Source organism: Chryseobacterium sp. RLHN22, from assembly GCF_051011795.1.
In the GTDB taxonomy this organism is placed as follows: Bacteria; Bacteroidota; Bacteroidia; order Flavobacteriales; family Weeksellaceae; genus Chryseobacterium; species Chryseobacterium zhengzhouense.
Window position 1 is genome coordinate 1 of sequence record NZ_JBPCHW010000018.1, and the last position, 20,234, is coordinate 20,234.

A 20,234-nucleotide genomic window follows, 5' to 3' on the forward strand; every position below is an offset into this window, starting at 1 on the left:
TTTGGTGTTTTTTTTTTCTTTCCCCTCTTTTTTTTTTTTTTTTTTCTCCCCCCCCCCCCCCCCCCCCCCCCCCGAAACAAATAAAATGAGCTCAGACAAGACTACAATTGGGGCTAGGGTCGCAGTTATTCAAATAAAATTTAGAAAAAGTCCTAAACGATAAAAATTATGTAAATAATTAAATTAAAAAATAACTTTTAAGTAAAACTATACCAAAACCCCATTTTTAGAAGTAATAGCATCCGGTAAATCGGTTTCTCCTGCCATTTGCAAAAGATCAATTTCAATCGCCCGACAAATAGAAAGCATCGGAATATCAAACATCAAACCTTCAAAAGGATTTTCAGAATAATCTCCCACCAGTTCCATAATGATATAAATCCATCCAATCGTAATACAAAACGGAATGGATGCCCAGATTCCCCAATCACCTAATTTTGCAAATTCACTTACCAAACCTAAAGGAAGCAGCATGATGAAAATGACATTAAAAACGAAAGCGGTACTTGCAAACTGTCTCGGCAAAGGAAATTTCTTGATTCTTTCCGCCTGTCCCTGCAAAGTATAAAATTCATTAAGGCAATCCTGTAACTGTATCTGATTGAACTCTGAAATGGCATTCATATTTTTCAGCTCATTCACATCTTTTGACTGCTGTGCAATAAGATAAGTCGCAAAATTCTTGTAATGAGGCTGTAGTTCTACTTCTTTTTCACTCAGATATTTATTAAGGAAAATTGGTGTTCTTCCATAATCAGGGAATCCGGCTTTGATTAATCTGTTACGCTTATGATCAATATTTTTGAAATGTTCTTCTTCTACTTTTATGTGTTCCCATTCTGCAGGAATCAAAAGCTGATCACGAAACTGGTACAACCATGCTATGTGACGGAAAACAATCTTTTTTCTTCGGTCTTCAAAATCAAATTTCCCAATATCTTCATTCGCAGTATCAAAAGAATATACCATAGAGCCTAACATTCTGCTTGAATTTACGATTCCACCCCAAATTTTTCTTGCTTCCCACAGTCTGTCGTAAGCCTGATTATTTTTAAAACCTACCAAAAAAGCTTCAGCCGTACCGATAAGTGCAACAGGAACCCAGGGAATGATCATCCAGTCCCAATGAAAAAAGTGGAACAGCACTGCAATTAAAGTACACCAAATGGAAATCAGGATTACGTGAAATCCTGATAAATTAAGAACCTGCTTATAATTAACGTATTTTGTTGTGATCATTTGTAGAAGTAAATTTTCTAAATCCAAGTTAGCAAAAAGCGTACAAAAAAACCTCTAAAAAATTTTTAGAGGTTAAATTTATTTTTTTGTCTGAATTAATATCTCAGCATTTCTTCGATTTTTGCACTTAGTTTTTCTGCGTTGGGAAGCATTGCTTTTTCCAAAACTAAGTTGATCGGAACAGCTGGAGTATCCAAAGATCCCATCGTTTCCACCGGAGCATCAAGGTATTTGAAGCAATTCTTAGAAATTCTGTGTGCAAAAGCTTCCGCAAATGAATTATTAAGCTGCTCTTCCGTTAAAACGATACACTTTCCATGGGCTTTTACTCTTTCGAAAACCAATTCCTCATCCAAAGGGATTAATGTTCTTAAATCGATCACCTCAACTCTTCCGTTAAAATTCTTCACCGCTTCTTTAGCCCAATAAACACCCATTCCATAAGTCACAACCAATAAAGTTCTGCCTTTTTCGGTGTCGTTTTTATCTGCTTCGATGATTACTTTTCCTTTTCCGAAAGGTAAGATGTAATCTTCTGCCGGTTCGATCGTTTTTGCTTCTTCGGTTCCCGGAACTTTGCTCCAGTAAAGACCTTTATGTTCCAACATAATAATTGGATTCGGATCGTAATAAGCTGCTTTTAATAACCCTTTAAAATCGGCTGCATTACTAGGATAAGCGATTTTGATTCCTTTAATATTAGCCAAAATACTTTCTACACTTCCGCTGTGATAAGGACCACCGCCTCCGTAAGCTCCGATCGGAACACGGATGATATTGCTTACAGGAAATTTACCCTGACTTAAATAACTCGATTTTGAAATCTCCGTAATCAACTGATTGATTCCTGGATAAATATAATCTGCAAACTGAACTTCAACAATCGGTTTTAAGCCAACCGCACTCATTCCCGTTGTAGAGCCAATAATATAAGCTTCCTGAATGGCTGTATTGAAAACTCTTTTGCTTCCGAACTTTTTCCCTAAAGTCACCGTTTCACGGAAAACTCCACCAATTCTTTCTCCAACATCCTGTCCGTACAATAAAGCTTCCGGATGCTTCCACATCAGTTCCTGAATCGCGTGGATCGCAGCATCAACCATGACGATTTTTTCTCCGCCTTCAGGCTCACGTGTTCCCACTTCTTCTGTAATCGGAGTTGGTGCGAAAATGTGATTCATTACCGTTTCGGGATCCGGATCTGCTGTTTTTTGTGCTCTGTCAAATGCTTCTTCGGCTTCAAGACGGGCTTTTTTTGTGATTTGTTTTAGTAATTCTTCATCAACACCAGATTCAAGCAATTGATTTCTAAGGATTTCTCCCGGATCTTTTGCTCTGTGTTTTGCTAAATCTTCTTCATCTCTGTAGAATTCTCTTCTTACACCTGAAGTATGGTGACCAATCAATACCGTTTTTGCACAAACTACTAAAGGTTTTCTTTCAGTTCGTACAAAATCAACCGCTTTTTTCATTACTTCGAAACTTTCTACGAAATCTGTTCCGTCCACTCTCATTCTGCTTAAACCAGTGAATCCTGCAACGAAATCGTAAGCGTCACAAGTTCTTGCTTCATCTTTCGTTACGGAAATTCCCCATTCATTATCCTGAACAAGGAAAATGATAGGAAGCTGATGTAATGCTGAAAACTGAAGTGCTTCACTCACTTCACCTTCCGTTACAGAATTGTCTCCAAGGCTGCAAACAACAACCGGATTATGTTCAAATTGTTGTAAGTTAAAATCCTGAATATATTTTATCCCTTGTGCAACTCCTGCAGTCGGAATTGTCTGCATTCCGGTTGCTGAACTTTGATGAATGATTTTGGGTTTGTCTTCATCTCTGCTCGATGGGTGAGAGTAGTAAGATCTACCTCCTGAAAAAGGATCATCAGCTTTTGCCAATAATTGCAACATCAGTTGATACGGCTCGAAACCAATTCCCAAAAGAATGCTCTCATCTCTGTAATAAGGAGAAACCCAGTCTTCCTTTTTTAACTGATAAGCAGTTGCCAACTGAATCGCTTCGTGCCCTCTTGATGTACTGTGAACATATTTGGTAACATTCCTGTTTTCTTCGTAAATGTCTGCCATGGCTTTCGCCAACATCATGTGGTTATAAGCCTTGAGCAGAATATCCTGTGAAACTTTCTCGTGAAGTGTATTTTCCATAGGAAACAAAGATAAACAAAAAAACAAAATACTAACATCTGTTAGTGTTTTTGAGTAATTTGATGATTTTCAAAGCCTTTAAATTAAAAATTAACATGAAATTAGAATTTACACTTATCCGAAATATATAATGTGATTGGAAGAGATTTATAAAACTAATTTTAAAACAGAAAAAATTAAAGTAACTTTACATTCTCTTTTAATTAAAAGCTAGAAAAAATTTAGATGTATTTAGTTTTTGACACAGAAACCACAGGTTTACCAAAGAATTTCAACGCTCCGCTTTCAGACTCAGACAACTGGCCAAGGATGGTTCAGATTGCGTGGCAGTTGCACGATGATGACGGAACTTTAATTGAAAACCAGGATTATATTATAAAACCTGAAGGGTATGATATTCCTTTCAACGCAGCAAGAATTCACGGGATCACTACGAAAATTGCCAACGAAGAAGGGCGTGATCTTGAGGAGATTTTAAACGAATTTTCTAAAGTTTTAGAAAAAGTAAGAGTCGTTTCCGGACATAACGTTGAATTTGATTATAACATTGTCGGAGCCGAATTTTACAGAAAAAATATAAAAGATAATCTTCAGGAAAAGCCAAGAGCCGATACCATGATTTTGGGTACGGATTTTTGCCAGCTTGGAGGCGGTCGTGGAGGAAGATTCAAACCTCCGAAACTGGAAGAATTGTACGAAAAATTATACGGTCATAAGTTCGATGAAGCACACAACGCGGCGGCAGACGTAAATGCAACGGCTCAGGTTTTCTTCGAAATGATGAGAATCGGGGTAATTCCTGCTGAGGTTCTGAAAACGTCGGAAGATCAGTTGGCGTATTTCAAAACATTGTATCCAGATCCGATCAAGCCTTTCAATATTATTATCAGAAGGCAGGTTGCTGATTTTAACAACAAGAAAAAACAACAGGATTTCGGAAGTATTGATGAGATTGATTTAGGTAAATATTTCAATTTCAACAATCACAGTGTTTTTTCCACACTGATGGCGACTTCAAGCATTAATGATTTAATTAAAAAAGCGACTGATGATAATTTTCCAGCCGTCGGAATGGTGGATCTGGGAAATATGATGGGGGCTTTTAAATTTGTTTCTGCGGTTGAAGGAACGAATGGTGACCGTGCAAAAAAACATAAAGAATATTTATCTAAAAAACAGGAAGCGGAAGAGAAAGGAGAAGAGTTTAATGAAGAAGAGCCGGTTTCAGAGCCTTTGATTCCTGTTGTTGGATGTGAGTTTTATATTTCAGACCGTTATGAGCAAAAACAGTTTACCAAAGACGATCCTGACAGAAGAACGCAGGTCGTTTTATTAGCGAAGGATTTTAACGGCTATAAAAATTTAGCAAAACTTTCAAGTATAGGTTTCCTGAAAGGATTCTATTTCGGGGTTCCAAGGATAAGCAGGGAACTGATTGCAGAATATAAAGAAGGAGTAATCGCTTTGACATCGGGAATTCACGGAGATATTCCGGATGCGATTTTAAATACTGGTGAACAGAAAGGAGAGGAACTTTTCAAATGGTGGAAAGACACTTTTGGTGATGATTTTTATGTTCAGATTCAGAATCACAAACTGCCTGAAGAAGAGCATTTGAATGATGTTTTATTGCATTTTGCAGATAAATATAATGTTAAAATCTTAGCACAGAACGAAACGTTTTATTCCAATAAAGACGATTCCAATATTCAGGATATTGTAAGCTGTATCAAAGACGGTGAAAAACTGACAACCCCGGTCGGAAAAGGTTTTGGAAAAAGAAGAGGCTTGGCGACGGGAGAATATTATATCAAAAATGCAGATGAAATTAAAGAAACTTTTCTGGCGTATCCTGATGCTTTTGAGGCGTATGAAGAATTTACGGCAAAATTCAAACCTTATACTCTAAAAAGAGACGTTCTCCTTCCAAAATTTGATATTCCACAGGAATTTATTCATGCAGAAGATGATGTTGACGGTGGGAAACGCGGTGAGATGGCATATTTAACACATTTGACATATGAAGGTGCCAGAAAAAGATATGGTGAAGAAGGCATAACTGCCGACGTACGTGAACGTTTGGATTTTGAATTGGAAGTTATTGCCAATACAGGTTATCCCGGTTACTTTTTGATTGTACAGGATTTCTGTAATGAAGCCCGTAAAATGGGCGTTTGGGTTGGTCCGGGTCGTGGTTCTGCAGCGGGATCGGCAGTAGCTTATTGTATCGGAATTACCAATGTTGATCCGATAAAATACGATCTCCTTTTCGAGAGATTCCTGAATCCTGAAAGGGTTTCCATGCCCGATATTGATATCGATTTTGATGATGAAGGCCGGGATAAAATTATCAAATGGGTTGTTGAAAAATATGGTAAAACGCAGGTAGCGCAGATTATTACGTACTCAGTTCTGGGTGGGAAATCTGCGATTAAAGATGCAGGAAGGGTGCTGGATGTTCCAATTCCTGATACCAATAATATTGCCAAACTGATTCCTCCAAGTCCGGGGATGAATATTGCAAAAGCTTTATCTAAATATGATAAGCTGAAACCCGAAGAACAGATGCTTGTCGATGAGATGAAATATGTTCTCAGTACTCCTGATGATGCGCGTCATAGCGTTTTGGCAAGTGCTAAAAAAATGGAGGGCTGCATCCGAAATACCGGAATTCACGCTTGTGGGGTGATTATTACACCTGAAGATGTGAGTAACCTGGTTCCGGTGACGATTGCCGCGAAGGATGCTGACATTCTGGTGTCCCAGTTTGATAACTCGGTGGCGGAAAGTGCGGGACTTTTGAAAATGGACTTTTTGGGTCTGAGAACTTTAACCATCATTAAAGATGCTTTAAAACTGGTTAAAGAGAGACATGGAATAGATATCAATCCTGATGAAATAGGTCTTGAAGACACTAAAACCTATCAGTTATTTAAAGAAGGAAGAACGATCGGTATTTTCCAGTACGAAAGTCCGGGAATGCAAAAGTATATGAGAGAGCTTAAGCCCACAGTTTTTGCCGACCTTATTGCGATGAATGCATTGTACAGACCTGGTCCGATTAAGTATATTCCAAACTTTATCAACAGAAAACACGGAATCGAGGAAATTGTCTATGATTTACCGGAAACAGAGGAATATTTAAAGGAAACCTACGGAATTACCGTTTATCAGGAGCAGGTAATGTTGCTGTCCCAGAAACTGGCCAACTTTACAAAAGGTGAGGCCGATACGCTTAGAAAGGCAATGGGTAAAAAGCAGATCGACGTTCTGAATAAAATGTACCCGAAATTCATTGAAGGCGGACGAAAAAATAATCTGAATGAAGAAAGATTAGAAAAGATCTGGAACGACTGGAAAGCTTTTGCTGAATATGCTTTCAACAAATCTCACTCTACCTGTTATGCCTTGATTGCTTATCAGACAGCATTTTTAAAAGCCAACTATCCTGCAGAATATATGGCAAGTGTGATGAGTAATAACATTAACAATACGGAAGCGATTACCATGTTCATGGAGGATTGCAAAAGTATGGGGGTTGATGTTTTGGGGCCGGATGTGAATGAATCCCAATATAAATTCTCGGTAAATGAGAAAGGACAGATCCGCTTCGGTCTGGGTGCTATCAAAGGTATTGGTGAAGGGCCGAGCGAAGCAATTACAAGGGAAAGAGCAGCAAACGGAAGGTTTAAAAATATTTACGATTTCTTTGAAAGAATTTTGCCGTCTCAAATGAACAAGAGGGTTGCGGAAAGTTTGGTTTTGGCAGGAGGTTTCGATGAACTGGATACTTTTCACAGAGGTCAGTATTTCGATATTGATATGGCGGGAAGAACCAACCTCGAAAGACTGATCCGTTACGGACAAAGTTTTCAGGAAAGTAAAAATGAAATGGAACATTCGCTTTTTGCTGATTTTGCGGAAGAAGTTCAGATCGAGCAGCCAAAATTGGCACCTTGCCCGGAGTGGCCGAATATGCATAAGCTTAATAAAGAAAAAGAAATCATCGGTTTCTATCTTTCTGCGCATCCGCTGGATGAATTTAAATATCAGTATCAGTTCATGCAGGGGAGCTTATCTAAAAAAGCGGTGCTTGAAAAAGATGATGAGGCCAAAATAATTGTTGATGAAGTTCCAATTTTGGAAAAAGATTCCGTAGATGAAGTTGCGGATTTAATAGAGATTGTCTCTGATGATGTTGTGGCAGGTGAAGAAGAGGAGATTATAGAAGAAGTTATAAAAAAGGCAGAGCCAAAAGGTGTTTTTGGTTTTTTGAATCTTGATGAGGTTGATGCTTATAAAGAACAGGCTTTTGCCAATAAGCAGGAAGAATTGTTCGAAGAAAAGAAAAAAGACTGGAAAACCTTACAGAAAGAAAGAGAAAACGGTGGTGGTGGAAAAGAATATACTGTTGCTGGTTTAATCACGGAATATGTTGTGAAAGATGGTTTCCGAAGTGGTGAAAAGGTTGCTTTTTTGACGTTGGAAGATTACTCGGGATCATATTCTTTCAGATTAGGAGATCGGGATTATATGAAGCTGAAGGAAAAACTTGAAGTTCAGAGATTTGTTATTTTAAAGATAAAATTTGCCCAGGTAAAAGACGGAAGGGTATTTGTGAATGTAAATGATGTAATAGAGCTTCAGGAAGCATTCGAAAGGTTTGCGAAAAGTATCTCTTTGGTCATGGATGTGATGGATTTCCGGCCGGAGGATCTTGCTTTTTTCAGATCAGTATTAGAGCGAAATCAGGGAAATCAGAAACTGAAATTTTATATCAAAAATGTTGATGATGATTTGAATACAGAACATCTTGAAGTGCAATCGATGAAGCATTCGGTAAATTTGAATGGAGATTTGATTAAAGAGATACAATTATTGAATAAATATGAATTTTATTTGAACTAATATTTATTTAATAATTGAAAAAGAAAATCGCAATCTAAAAATTAGGTTGCGATTGTTTTTTTGAAGAAACTTCATTTTTCAGCTGATAAAAAAGAATAAGAATTTATTGTTAAATAAAGGGGTTGGTTTTTTACTTAACCGATTGATCTTGTATGTTTTTTAATATGTTATTATTATGAATTTTAAAAGGTAATTAAATGTTTGTTTGATTTTTTTTCAGTTATTTTTGCTGGGTTTTGGTGTATTTGTAAAAAATTAACATTTTTTTTGATTTCAATATTAATATTTGTTAATTTAGCCATCTAATTTTTAATTATCTGAATATGAAAAACCTTTACAAAAAATCACGGCATCTATGTCATGGTTTGAAAAGCTTGGGATTTGCGGCCTTCGCTATGTTTGGGACTTTACAAAGCGTCAATGCGCAGGTAAATCTCTATACTTTTACGCAAAGCTCCGGAACTTTTAACAGTATTGCCTCCAGTGGTGCTCTAGTAGCAGGAAGTGAAGCAACAACTGAAGCTACGAATGATACCTCGGGGTGGGCTGTTACAATTCCTTTTGATTTTAATTTCAATAATATTAATTACACGTCAGTTTATGTTAATTCTAATGGAGGTGTAATATTTGGAACAACAACAAGTACAAGCTCGACTGTTATTTCATCATCTACTGCCTACTCTGGAGCTGTAGGCGTAATGAATAGAGATTTGTGGGGAGCTTTCATTACTTCTGGGGTAACAACAAGTGGTTCAAATATAATAACTAATGTTGCTTCTTTTAAAGGAATTGAAGTAGGGAAAGTATTGGGTAACACTACGACTAATGGGATTCCGACAGGTACTACGGTAACTGCTTTTGACGAAACTGCAGGTACAATTACGATGTCAGCACCTGCTACTTTAAGTTCTGCTACGGCAGTTATTAGATACGGAACAGGTAAAATTTTAACCTCTACTGAAGGTAATGCTCCCAATAGAGTTTTTGTAATTGAGTGGATTGGTTATAATGATTATGCTACAACTTCAGCTGGAAGTAATTATCTTAATTTTCAGTTGAGATTGGCTGAGTCAACAAATACTGTTTCTATTGTTTATGGTCCGAATTTCAATGTTAGCACTACTGCCAGAACAAATCAGATTGGATTACGGGGTGCATCAAATAGTGACTTTAATAATAGATTAGCTTCTGCAACAGGAACTTGGGCTACAACAACAGCTGGGACAACCAATTCTGCAAGTGTTCATAGAGATAATCTGATTTTCCCTGCTTCGGGGCAAACATTCACATGGACTCCTCCTACATGTATAGTTCCTTCAGGAGTTACCATTTCTAATCTTACAACAGCAACAGCAACAGTTAATTGGACGGCTCCTTTTTCTGCTCCGTCTAACGGATACGAGGTGTATTACAGTACTACTAATACTGCGCCAACGTCTTCAACAGTCTTGAATTCAACAAACTCAGTAACTTCTACTACAACATCTGCTCCTTTAAATGGATTGTTATCAGGCACTACCTATTATGTTTGGGTTAGATCGGCTTGTGCTGGAACTGATAGAAGTGTCTGGACAGCTGTTTCATCTTTTACAACAAATTGTACAAGTACTAATGCTCCTTATTTTGAAAACTTTGATACTACTGCTGTAGGAAGTACTACTAATACTAATGCTCCAAACTGCTGGAAGTATCTCGAGCCTTCCGGTTGGGCAGGATACGGTTATGTTTATACCTATAATACATCCGCGCCTAATGGTTATTATATTTATACAGATACCGCTACAACTGGTGGGGGAATGTTGGTTTCTCCTCCGACAACTAATTTAATGAATGGTAATAACAGAGTGAGATTCTATGCAAATGGAGGAGGAGCAGGTTATACTATGGAGGTAGGTACACTATCTGACCCTATGGATGCAAGTACATTTGTTGCGATTGGGAGTCCGATAAGTTTAACAACAACGTTTACGCAATATACTGTAAATATTCCATCTGGAACAAATCAGTTTTTAGCTTTTAGACATAATGGAGGTGGTACATATAGATCTGTGCGTCTTGATGATATTAATGTAGAAGTTATACCGTCATGTGTAGAACCGACTTCAATTGTTGCATCAAATATCACTTCTAGTGGTGCTACTATAGCTTGGACTGCTCCAGCGACAGTACCTGCTAACGGATATGAATATTACTATTCAACAACTAATACAGCTCCAACTGCAACAACAGCAGTTTCTGGCACAAGTACTACAACAAGTACTCCTGTGTCTGGATTAGCAGCCAATACAACATATTATATTTGGGTTAGATCTGTTTGTACAACTTCAACCAAAAGTGCTTGGTCTCTTATGGCAACATTCACAACTGCTTGTAATACCTATGTGCCAAGTTATACAAATGATTTTTCTACTTTCCCAGGAGCTTGCTGGACGCTTGCTAACGGAGGAACACCTTCTACAGGTCCTGGAACGGGCACAACAAACTATTGGGTTGAAGACGGCTTTTTAAATAATACATCTACAGGTGCTGCAAGAATAAACTTATATTCAACTGATAGAGCAGGATGGCTAATTTCTCCTGTATTTAATTTAACAGCTGGTGGTTATCAGGTGAAGTTTAATTATGGTATAACAACATATTCAGGTACAGGAACTTCAGCAATGGGATCCGACGATATTGTAAATGTTCTTATGTCTACTGATAATGGAGTAACATGGACAATTATTCAAACATGGAATGCTGCTAACGCACCAAGTAATACTAATAATACCTTTACTTATAACATAGCATCTACATCTAATCAGGTTAAATTTGCAGTCTTTGGTTCTGATGGAACTGTTGGTGATACACCTGATTATAATTTCTACGTTGATAACTTTATAGTTGAGACTGCTCCAACCTGTCTTGAGCCAACTGCTATTATAGCTTCTAATATCACTGCGGCTGGCGCTACAATATCTTGGACAGCACCTGCAACAGCGCCTGCAAACGGATATGAGTATTACTACTCAACTGTGAACACAGCGCCTACAGCAACTACTACAATTTCTGGTACGAGTGCTACAGTTAGTACACCTTTATCTGGATTGGCGGCAGCCACTACGTACTATGTCTGGGTGAGATCAGTTTGTAGCACTACAGATAAAAGTGTCTGGTCATCGAATGGAACATTCACCACTTCATGTGTTGATATAACCAGTCTTAATGAGAATTTTGATAGTACATCTAGTACTGGGAATATTTTACCAAACTGCTGGAGTAAGCTAGTGACAGGTACATCATCAAATGCTTATGTTCAGGCAAGTACAGTAATGAGTGCGCCTAATAATTTATACATTTATGGAAATAGCGCAACTGAACCTGTTATCGTTAAATTGCCAAGCATTACTAATCTAAGTACTGGTAATTATGCAATTAAATTTAAGGGCAGAGCTAATTATACAGCTGGTGGTAAAATTGATGTTGGTTACATGACGGACCCTGCTAATGCTTCAACGTTTGTGACTTTAGGAACTTATACGACGACAAGTAATACGGTAATAGATGATTATTATTTAGCTATTACGGGAGTTCCGGCTGGTGTTACAACATTGGCTTTAAGGAATGCGGGCTCGCCAGCTTACAGTGTGTTGATCGACGATTTGATGTACGATTTAGCAAGTTCATTAGGTACTTCAAATGTGGCATCTCCATCGAAAGAGAATATCCAAGCTTATCCAAACCCATTTGCTGATGTATTGAATATTTCAGACATTTCAAATGTGAAATCCATTTCAGTAGTAGATATCTCTGGTAAATTGGTTAAAACTTTTGATAAACCGGAATCTGCACTTCATTTAAGAGATTTAAATTCAGGAATGTATTTAGTGATTTTAAATATGAAAGATGGTTCTAAGCAAACAATTAAAGCAATTAAAAAATAATTGATTTTAAGAATTTCTTTAAAGAGGCTGATCACTAGATCAGTCTCTTTTTATTTAGGTATAAAAAAGCTTTCTGTGTTTTGGCAGAAAGCTTTTGATTTTTTAAAATTAAGACTATTCGTTTGGCTTCACAGGCTGCACTTCTCCTGTCGGCATATTCTGAAATAATTCCGGGAGAATCATCTGAAGAATGAAATAAACCACTACAGTGAGTATAATGAGAGAGAATAAAATTACAATTGCCTTATTAGGGGTGTTTTTCTTTTGTGGTTCCATGATTTTGTTGATTTGAGTTAATAGATGAATTGTATAAATCTACTAAGCCAATTTCTTGCCACACTGTTTGCAGTAGCGTGCATCATCGTCAATATCTTCATTTCCGCAACGGTCACAGACAAGTTCTAAGTTTTGTCTTTTGTTTCTCATTTCAGCAGTAACGATTCCGGTCGGAACTGCAATAATGGAATAACCTGCAAGCATTAATACAACCGCAAAAAATTTTCCCATCGGAGTTATCGGTGAAACATCTCCGTATCCAACAGTTGTTACTGTGACTACAGCCCAGTAAATAGATTGCGGAATGGTTTCAAAACCGGGCCTTCCTCCTTCTACCATAAACATTAATGATCCAACGATGACCGAGAAAATAATCAGAAATAATAAAAAAATATAAATCTTTCTTGAACTGTTTCTCAATGCACGAACGATAACCGTTCCGTCGTTCATGAAATCCAAAAGATTGAAAACCCTGAAAACTCTCAGCATTCTCAACATTCTGAAGATTAAAAAATACTTGGTTACCGGAAAAAAGAAGCTCAGATAAAAAGGAATTAATGCAAGAAAATCAATAATCCCGAAAAAGCTGAAGATATATTGTCTCTTATTTTTAACCACAGCAATTCTAGACCAGTACTCTGCTGTAAAAAATATAGAAATAATCCATTCGGAAATAATAAAATATGTATGAAATTTTTTATCAAGCTTCGGTACACTTTCCATCATAATAATAAAAGTGCTTATCAGAATAAGTGATAGGAGGATGACGTCAAACAGTTTTCCTAGTTTGGTATCAGACCGGTAGATGATTCGGTATAAAAATCTTTTCCACAGTTTATCTTCAGGAACAAGATTGTGTTCTCTTTCCATGAGTGTTTTTGTTTTGAGTAAAATTATGATTAATTTCGTGACAAACTTACAGAATAAAATGACAATAAAAGAAGTAATTTCTATTATAGAGAATCAAATAGCTATTCCACAAGCCGAAGATTTTGATAATGTTGGACTTTTATGCGGAGTTCCTGACCGTAATGTAAGTGGAGTTTTATTTTGCCATGATGCTCTGGAGAATGTCATCAATGAAGCAGTTTCCCGGAATTGTAATCTTGTCGTTTGTTTTCATCCGATTATTTTTTCAGGCTTAAAATCAATTACGGGTAAAAACTATGTTGAAAGAGCAGTTTTAAAAGCCATCGAAAATAAAATAGCAATTTATGCCGTTCACACAGCTTTTGATAATGATTATTTTGGCGTAAATGCTGGAATATGTAATCAGTTGGGTTTAAAAAATTTAAAAATATTGCAGCCTAAAAAAAATAATTTAAAGCAACTTACGGTTTATGTTCCTAACGATTATTCTGAGCAGCTAAAAGAAGCTCTTTTTTCCGCCGGAGCCGGAAATATTGGCTTTTATGATGAATGCAGCTTTAAAATAGAAGGAAACGGAACTTTCAGGCCGATTGAGGGCTCGAATCCCTTTTCCGGGCAGCAAAATGTAAGAGAAAATGCGGATGAAAGTATGATTTCAGTAATTTTTGAATCGTATAAACAAAACCGGATTATTGCTGCGATGAAAAAAGCGCATCCTTATGAAGAAGTGGCGCATCAGATTTATTCTTTAGATAATGAAAATCAATATTCAGGTTTAGGGATGTATGGTGAATTTGATGAGGAAATGGATGAAAAAGATTTTTTGAAGTTTATAAAAGGTAAATTCAATATAGAAGTTATCAAGCACTCAGATTTTACGAACAGAAAAATCAAGAGAGTAGGAGTTTTGGGCGGTTCAGGAGCGAGCGGAATAAAATCTGCTTTATCTAAAAATTGTGATGCTTATATCACGGGAGACCTTAAATATCACGATTATTTTCTGGCGGAATCTAAAATGCTGATTTGTGATGTAGGGCATTATGAATCAGAACAATGGGTTGTGCAACAATTATTTGAAATTTTGTCACAAAAAATTAGTACATTTGCAATCTTAAAATCTAGTGAAAAAACAAACCCAGTAAATTATTTCCTTTAGATATGGCAAAAACCAACGATATTTCAGTTGAAGAAAAATTAAGAGCTTTATATGATTTGCAGATCATAGATTCAAGATTGGACGAAATCCGTAATACAAGAGGAGAATTGCCAATCGAAGTTGAAGATCTTGAAATCGAGATTGAAGGTCTTGAAACAAGAGCTGAAAAATTTCATGCAGATATTAAAGAACAAAACGATCAGATCAATACTAAAAATGAAGTGATCAACCATGCTAAAAATCTTATTGAAAAATACAAATCTCAGCAAGATAATGTAAGAAACAATAAAGAATTTGAAGCTTTAGGAAAAGAAATTGAGTATCAGGAACTTGAAATTCAGCTTTCTGAAAAAAGAATCAAAGAATTTGGTGCTAAAATCGCTCACAAAGAAGAAACACTTGCTGAGCTGAACAACAAGATCAACGATCTTAAAAACCATCTTAAATTCAAAAAAGAAGAGCTGGAAGGTTTGATTTCTGAAACTAAGAAAGAAGAAGAATATCTGATTGAGCAGTCTAAAGAATTTGCTTCTAAAATCGACGAAAGATTATTGGCATCTTACAATAGAATCAGAACGAGCTCTTCTACTGGTTTAGCAGTTGTAGGTTTGGAAAGAGGTGCTCCAAAAGGATCATTCTTCACAATTCCGCCACAAAAACAAATGGAAATTGCTCAAAGAAAGAAAATTATTATTGATGAGCATTCAGGAAAAATACTTGTTGACGATGAGTTGGTAATGGAAGAAAACGAAAAAATGAAATCTGTAATTAAATTCTAATTTTTAATTACAATTTTAAAAATATTAAAGCTGTTTCAATTTTTTTGAGACAGCTTTTTCTTTAAAAACACGAATTGCACAAATATTTTCACTAATAACTGAAATCCTTTTCGTAATATATTGCATGATTTATATGTCCTACTTGTCGTTCAGAACGGAACGAGGTGGAGTGAAGAATCTTTTTTCAATAAAATTAGTGTTATTAGTGAAAAACATTCGTGTCATTAGTGTTTAGATCAAAAAAACCGCCTCAAAAGAAGCGGTTTCATATTATTCATGATGTTCGTACATCTTATTATACAAATCAATAAATTTCTCTTTAATAGCCTTTCTTTTCAGCTTTAAAGTTGGCGTTAGAAGTCCGGCTTCAATTCCCCAAACTTCAGGAGTTAATTCAATTTTCTTGATTTTCTCCCAGTTTCCTAAATGTTCGTTGATGTCATCAATCTCTTTTTCGATTCTGGCTTTCAACTCAGGGCTTTTTGCAATTTCTGCAGGCGTTGTTCCTATGCTAAGATTGTTTCTCATTGCCCAGCTTTTAGCAAATTCAAAATCGGGTTGTACCAAAGCAGTAGGCATTTTTTCGCCATCACCTACAACCATAATCTGTTCGATGAATTTCGAAGCTTTGGCTAAATTTTCTATCGTTTGCGGAGCAATGTATTTTCCACCTGAAGTTTTAAACATTTCTTTTTTACGATCAGTGATCTGTAAAAAACCTTCGCTGTCGATGTGACCGATGTCTCCTGTTTTGAAAAATCCGTCTTCTGTGAACGATTCTTTGGTCTGCTCCTCGTTTTTAAAATAGCCTTTAAAAACAGAAGGTCCTTTTACGGTAATTTCACCGTCTTCCTGGATCTTTACCGTTAAATTGTCTAAAGGATGTCCTACAGTACCCACTTTCATTTTTCCAAAAGAGTTTACTGAAATTACCGGTGATGTTTCAGTTAAACCATAACCTTCCAGAATAGGAATTCCTGCGTTTTGAAACATTAAATTTAATCTTGTGGATAAGGCTGCAGATCCGGAAACCAACGTGATGATTTCACCGCCCAAACCTTCTCTCCATTTTTTGAAAACCAGCTTGTCAGCAATAATTTCAAATAAACCTGAGGGTTTTGAAACCTCTTTCTTTTTCTGAATGATATCCAGTGCCCAGAAGAAAATTTTCTGTTTAATTCCGCCTGCAGAAGAACCGGTTGCGTAAATTTTATCATACACTTTTTCCACAAGACGAGGAACAACGCTCATGTAATGTGGTTTTACTTCTTTTACGTTTTCACCCATTTTTTCAATGCTTTCTGCAAACCAAATGGAAAAACCATTGTATTGGAAAAGATAAAACAACATTCTTTCAAAAATATGGCAAATCGGCAAGAAGCTTAAAACACGCGTATCTTTATAATCTAAACTTTTTTTCTTCGGGATTCTAGGAATCGAACCTAAAACATTAGAAACAATATTTTCATGACTAAGCATTACACCTTTGGGCTTTCCTGTCGTTCCGGAAGTGTAAATTAAAGTCGCTAAATCTTCGGCATTAATGGCTTTAGATAGATCTTCCACTTCAATCTGGGTAGAATCGTCTTCGCCTAAGTCAAGGATTTCTTTCCAGTTTGCTGCTCCGCTGATGTTATCGAACGTGAAAACTCCCTGTAAGCTCGGAACATTGTGCTTAATCTTCATTACTTTATTCAACAGGTCTTTATCGGAAACAAAGCAGTATTTAATTTCAGCATTATTAAAGATGAATTCGTAGTCTTCGGGAGAAATACTCGGGTAAACCGGGACCGAAACAACGCCAATCTGTGAAAGTCCTAGATCCATTACAGCCCATTCTGTTCGGGAATTTGTTGTAATCAGAGCAATCTTATCACCCGGTTTAATGCCAAGCTTTAAAAGTCCTCTGGAAATTTTATTTCCTTGATTAATAAACTCCTGCGTAGAAGTTTTTTTCCATTCCCCATGATATTTTGTAACAAACATGTCACTTTTCGGAAGATGCTGCAGCGCATAATGAGGTATATCGAATAATCTTTTTATAGACATGGTATTTATTATATAGTTGGAATTTTAAATATAAGCATTTTTTTTAATTGCGAAAATTAGAACTAATGATTTAAAATTTAATAAAATGTATGCCATAATATGTTTTATAATTTAAATTTAATCTCATTTTAATAAATATAATTTAATGAGCCTAATTTCAGATTATTAATTCTGTTTTCAGATTTCTACAAAAAGTGTAAATTAGCGACCATATAATAGAAAATTTTATGGACTTTAATTTATCAGAAGAACAGCTGATGATTCAGCAGGCAGCGAGAGATTTTGCTCAAACGGAACTATTACCTGAAGTTATCGAAAGAGACCGTGATCAGAAATTCCCTGCAGAACAAGTGAAGAAAATGGGAGAAATGGGACTTTTAGGAATGATGGTTGACCCTAAATACGGCGGTGCCGGTATGGATAGTGTTTCTTACGTTCTGGCAATGGAGGAAATTGCAAAAATAGATGCTTCTGCGGCTGTTGTAATGTCTGTAAACAACTCTTTGGTTTGTGCAGGTCTTGAAAAGTTTGCTTCTGAAGAGCAAAAAGTAAAATATCTTACACCTCTTGCAAGCGGGCAGGTAATCGGAGCTTTTGCTTTGTCTGAGCCTGAAGCAGGGTCTGATGCAACTTCTCAGAAAACAACTGCAGAAGATAAAGGAGATTATTATTTATTAAATGGTATCAAAAACTGGATAACAAATGGAGGAACAGCGACTTATTATATCGTAATTGCTCAGACTGATCCGGAGAAAAAACATAAAGGAATTAACGCTTTCATCGTAGAAAGAGGTTGGGAAGGTTTCGAAATCGGAACAAAAGAAGATAAATTAGGAATCAGAGGAAGTGATACGCATTCTTTAATCTTCAACAATGTAAAAGTACCGAAGGAAAACAGAATCGGGGAAGACGGTTTCGGATTTAATTTTGCAATGGCTGTTTTGAACGGTGGTAGAATCGGTATTGCTTCTCAGGCTTTAGGTATTGCTTCCGGAGCTTATGAATTGGCTTTGAAATATGCTAAAACAAGAAAAGCTTTCAAAACTGAGATCATCAATCATCAGGCGATTGCTTTCAAATTGGCAGATATGGCAACTCAGATCACGGCTGCAAGAATGCTTTGTTTTAAGGCTGCTTGTGAAAAAGATGCCGGAAAAGACATCTCTGAAAGTGGGGCAATGGCAAAATTATATGCTTCTCAGGTAGCAATGGATACTACGATTGAAGCTGTGCAAATCCACGGTGGATACGGATATGTGAAAGAATATCACGTAGAAAGATTAATGAGAGATGCGAAAATCACTCAGATCTATGAAGGAACTTCTGAAATCCAGAAAATTGTGATTTCTAGAAGTATTTCTAAATAATTTAAAAATTAAAACACTGCTTATGAAAAAATCTTTGTGGATTACCGGCGGAGTGATTGTACTTCTTTTAGGAGTTTTCTTCTGGTATAAATTTTTCTTCGTTTTTGGAGAGGGTGTGAAGTCAGGTTACCTTAATTACGCCATTAAAAAAGGATATGTTTTTAAAACGTATGAAGGTAAATTGATTCAGGAAGGTTTTGGAAAAGGAAAAACAGGAACCATCACAAGCTATGAGTTTGAGTTTTCGGTTTCAGATCCTGAGGTTTTCAAACAATTGGAACTCAACAGCGGAAAAGTTTTTGATTTGCACTATAAAGAATACAAAGGCGCTCTTCCATGGCGGGGAAATACAAGATATGTCGTAGACAAAGTAGTGAATATGAAATAACAGTAAAGGCTCTCGATCGAGAGCCTTTTACCTTCACCAAACCACAAATATTAATAATATTATGATGTGATAAAATTAATAGAAAAATCAATTACTTGCTCATTTCTTTACTTAAAATTTACTTAAAAATTCATTTAATCCCGGTTAGAATGATTTCCGGCGCGATTATTTGCTTTCTTTTTGTAAAAATAATACCCAATTCCTGCGATGACGAAAAGCGGCCAAAGCGGAAGAATAAAGAGAAAAATAGAAGTAATCACATTCCAGCCAGAAGAAACTGCTGCGAGAGATTTTCCGCCAAAGGTTTGAGGCTCATCTTTTATCAAAGCATTTTTTGAAGTTCCGTAAAGTGTAATTTCTACGTCACACATGGTGTTATTTACAAAATCCTGTCCGCTTACATCAATTCCTTTATTTTCAACTTCACCGATATTGTAGCTCAAGTCATCCATAAGATAATCAAATTTCTGAATGGGAACTTTTATTCTTAAGTAAGCAATTTTCTTTTGGTTGTTATTTAGAGAGATGTTTTCACTTTTTATAAATCCGTCATATTTTTTTACTTCTTCTATGATAATTTCCTTAGCGGTTTCTGCGTCGTTTACATTTAATTCCAAAACGCCTGTTTTTATCATCTTGTTTTTAGAAATCGTTTTCTCTGTCTGTGGTTTATCTTTATAAACAATTTTGGTTTCTTTGATTATTTTAGGAGCGGGAACATGGACCACGATTTTCTTTTCAGCAGAATCTTTCTTTTCTGGTTTAGACTCAAGTTTCAGATTGGCAATTTTATCAGATAAAGAGTCAATACTTTTGGAAGTGGCTTCTATTTTCTGTTCGGCTTCACTTTTTGTTTTTTCGAAGTCTTTAATTCGGATACTTGCAGAGTCAACAACTGCATTTGCTTCATCATTGATTGAATTAATCTTTTCATGAACGTTTGTAACAGCACTATCTGTGGTACTTATGGCGTTTTCTAATTGTGTTGTTGCTGCTTCACCTTTTTTACACATGATAAAAGTACCCGATACTGCAACTAATAAAATGAACTTTTTCATAAGATTATTTTTTTGTTGAAGTAAAATTATAGTTGATTTTTTTGTAATGATTG

12 protein-coding genes are annotated in these 20,234 nt (G+C 36.2%); 6 read left to right on the top strand and 6 right to left on the bottom strand.

The genetic code is table 11. From position 1 onward, the window contains the following. Window positions 1-207: 207 nt before the first annotated feature. A complete protein-coding gene (locus ACR1PN_RS15975) occupies window positions 208-1,239 on the bottom strand; it encodes a bestrophin family protein (protein ID WP_433980836.1) in 1,032 nt (343 codons plus the stop codon). A gap of 95 nt (window positions 1,240-1,334) precedes the next feature. Beyond that, window positions 1,335-3,407: an alpha-ketoacid dehydrogenase subunit alpha/beta gene (locus tag ACR1PN_RS15980; RefSeq protein WP_433980837.1), complete on the bottom strand. Its 2,073-nt coding sequence runs from the start codon at window positions 3,405-3,407 to the stop codon at window positions 1,335-1,337. A gap of 225 nt (window positions 3,408-3,632) precedes the next feature. Here ACR1PN_RS15980 and dnaE point away from each other — a divergent pair, with 225 nt between their 5' ends. Together dnaE and ACR1PN_RS15990 are read left to right on the top strand one after the other, a co-directional pair. After that, complete coding sequence (gene dnaE / locus ACR1PN_RS15985; RefSeq protein ID WP_433980838.1) at window positions 3,633-8,315, top strand: DNA polymerase III subunit alpha; 4,683 nt, start codon at window positions 3,633-3,635, stop codon at window positions 8,313-8,315. A 323-nt stretch (window positions 8,316-8,638) separates the two neighbouring features. Further along, complete coding sequence (locus ACR1PN_RS15990) at window positions 8,639-12,238, top strand: fibronectin type III domain-containing protein (protein ID WP_433980839.1); 3,600 nt, start codon at window positions 8,639-8,641, stop codon at window positions 12,236-12,238. Between the two features lie 114 nt (window positions 12,239-12,352). On the opposite strand, the gene ACR1PN_RS15995 is transcribed toward ACR1PN_RS15990, so the two are convergent. Both ACR1PN_RS15995 and ACR1PN_RS16000 read right to left on the bottom strand, forming a co-directional pair. Beyond that, complete coding sequence (locus ACR1PN_RS15995) at window positions 12,353-12,514, bottom strand: hypothetical protein (protein ID WP_378183725.1); 162 nt, start codon at window positions 12,512-12,514, stop codon at window positions 12,353-12,355. 42 nt (window positions 12,515-12,556) lie between these two features. Then, window positions 12,557-13,384 carry an ion transporter gene (locus tag ACR1PN_RS16000; RefSeq protein WP_433980840.1) on the bottom strand — a complete coding sequence of 276 codons (828 nt, stop codon included), beginning with the start codon at window positions 13,382-13,384 and terminating at the stop codon, window positions 12,557-12,559. Window positions 13,385-13,442: 58 nt separating this feature from the next. Here ACR1PN_RS16000 and ACR1PN_RS16005 point away from each other — a divergent pair, with 58 nt between their 5' ends. Further along, entirely contained in the window at window positions 13,443-14,540 is a 1,098-nt protein-coding gene (locus ACR1PN_RS16005; protein ID WP_433980841.1) for a Nif3-like dinuclear metal center hexameric protein, read from the top strand. A gap of 2 nt (window positions 14,541-14,542) precedes the next feature. Beyond that, entirely contained in the window at window positions 14,543-15,319 is a 777-nt protein-coding gene (locus ACR1PN_RS16010) for a zinc ribbon domain-containing protein (protein WP_378183734.1), read from the top strand. A 270-nt stretch (window positions 15,320-15,589) separates the two neighbouring features. Here ACR1PN_RS16010 and ACR1PN_RS16015 read toward each other — a convergent pair whose 3' ends face one another. Next, the gene (locus ACR1PN_RS16015; protein ID WP_378183737.1) at window positions 15,590-17,368 is read right to left on the bottom strand and encodes an AMP-dependent synthetase/ligase; all 1,779 of its coding nucleotides are present in this window, start codon (window positions 17,366-17,368) and stop codon (window positions 15,590-15,592) included. A gap of 227 nt (window positions 17,369-17,595) precedes the next feature. Here ACR1PN_RS16015 and ACR1PN_RS16020 point away from each other — a divergent pair, with 227 nt between their 5' ends. Both ACR1PN_RS16020 and ACR1PN_RS16025 read left to right on the top strand, forming a co-directional pair. Further along, window positions 17,596-18,735 carry an acyl-CoA dehydrogenase gene (locus tag ACR1PN_RS16020; protein ID WP_378183740.1) on the top strand — a complete coding sequence of 380 codons (1,140 nt, stop codon included), beginning with the start codon at window positions 17,596-17,598 and terminating at the stop codon, window positions 18,733-18,735. Window positions 18,736-18,757: 22 nt separating this feature from the next. Further along, window positions 18,758-19,123 carry a hypothetical protein gene (locus ACR1PN_RS16025; protein WP_433980842.1) on the top strand — a complete coding sequence of 122 codons (366 nt, stop codon included), beginning with the start codon at window positions 18,758-18,760 and terminating at the stop codon, window positions 19,121-19,123. 134 nt (window positions 19,124-19,257) lie between these two features. Here the strand turns inward: ACR1PN_RS16025 and ACR1PN_RS16030 are convergent, their stop codons facing one another. Continuing rightward, window positions 19,258-20,181 (bottom strand): DUF4349 domain-containing protein, encoded by a 924-nt coding sequence (locus tag ACR1PN_RS16030; protein WP_433980843.1) that lies wholly within the window; start codon window positions 20,179-20,181, stop codon window positions 19,258-19,260. Between the last annotated feature and the right edge of the window lie 53 nt (window positions 20,182-20,234).

Excerpts from the sequence above, each read along its gene's own strand:
- ACR1PN_RS16020 (WP_378183740.1), top strand. The coding sequence starts at position 17,596 with ATGGACTTTAATTTATCAGAAGAACAGCTGATGATTCAGCAGGCAGCG.
- dnaE (WP_433980838.1), top strand. The coding sequence starts at position 3,633 with ATGTATTTAGTTTTTGACACAGAAACCACAGGTTTACCAAAGAATTTC.
- ACR1PN_RS15980 (WP_433980837.1), bottom strand. The coding sequence starts at position 3,407 with ATGGAAAATACACTTCACGAGAAAGTTTCACAGGATATTCTGCTCAAG.
- ACR1PN_RS15995 (WP_378183725.1), bottom strand. The coding sequence starts at position 12,514 with ATGGAACCACAAAAGAAAAACACCCCTAATAAGGCAATTGTAATTTTA.
- ACR1PN_RS16025 (WP_433980842.1), top strand. The coding sequence starts at position 18,758 with ATGAAAAAATCTTTGTGGATTACCGGCGGAGTGATTGTACTTCTTTTA.
- ACR1PN_RS15975 (WP_433980836.1), bottom strand. The coding sequence starts at position 1,239 with ATGATCACAACAAAATACGTTAATTATAAGCAGGTTCTTAATTTATCA.
- ACR1PN_RS16015 (WP_378183737.1), bottom strand. The coding sequence starts at position 17,368 with ATGTCTATAAAAAGATTATTCGATATACCTCATTATGCGCTGCAGCAT.
- ACR1PN_RS16010 (WP_378183734.1), top strand. The coding sequence starts at position 14,543 with ATGGCAAAAACCAACGATATTTCAGTTGAAGAAAAATTAAGAGCTTTA.
- ACR1PN_RS16000 (WP_433980840.1), bottom strand. The coding sequence starts at position 13,384 with ATGGAAAGAGAACACAATCTTGTTCCTGAAGATAAACTGTGGAAAAGA.
- ACR1PN_RS15990 (WP_433980839.1), top strand. The coding sequence starts at position 8,639 with ATGAAAAACCTTTACAAAAAATCACGGCATCTATGTCATGGTTTGAAA.
- ACR1PN_RS16030 (WP_433980843.1), bottom strand. The coding sequence starts at position 20,181 with ATGAAAAAGTTCATTTTATTAGTTGCAGTATCGGGTACTTTTATCATG.
- ACR1PN_RS16005 (WP_433980841.1), top strand. The coding sequence starts at position 13,443 with ATGACAATAAAAGAAGTAATTTCTATTATAGAGAATCAAATAGCTATT.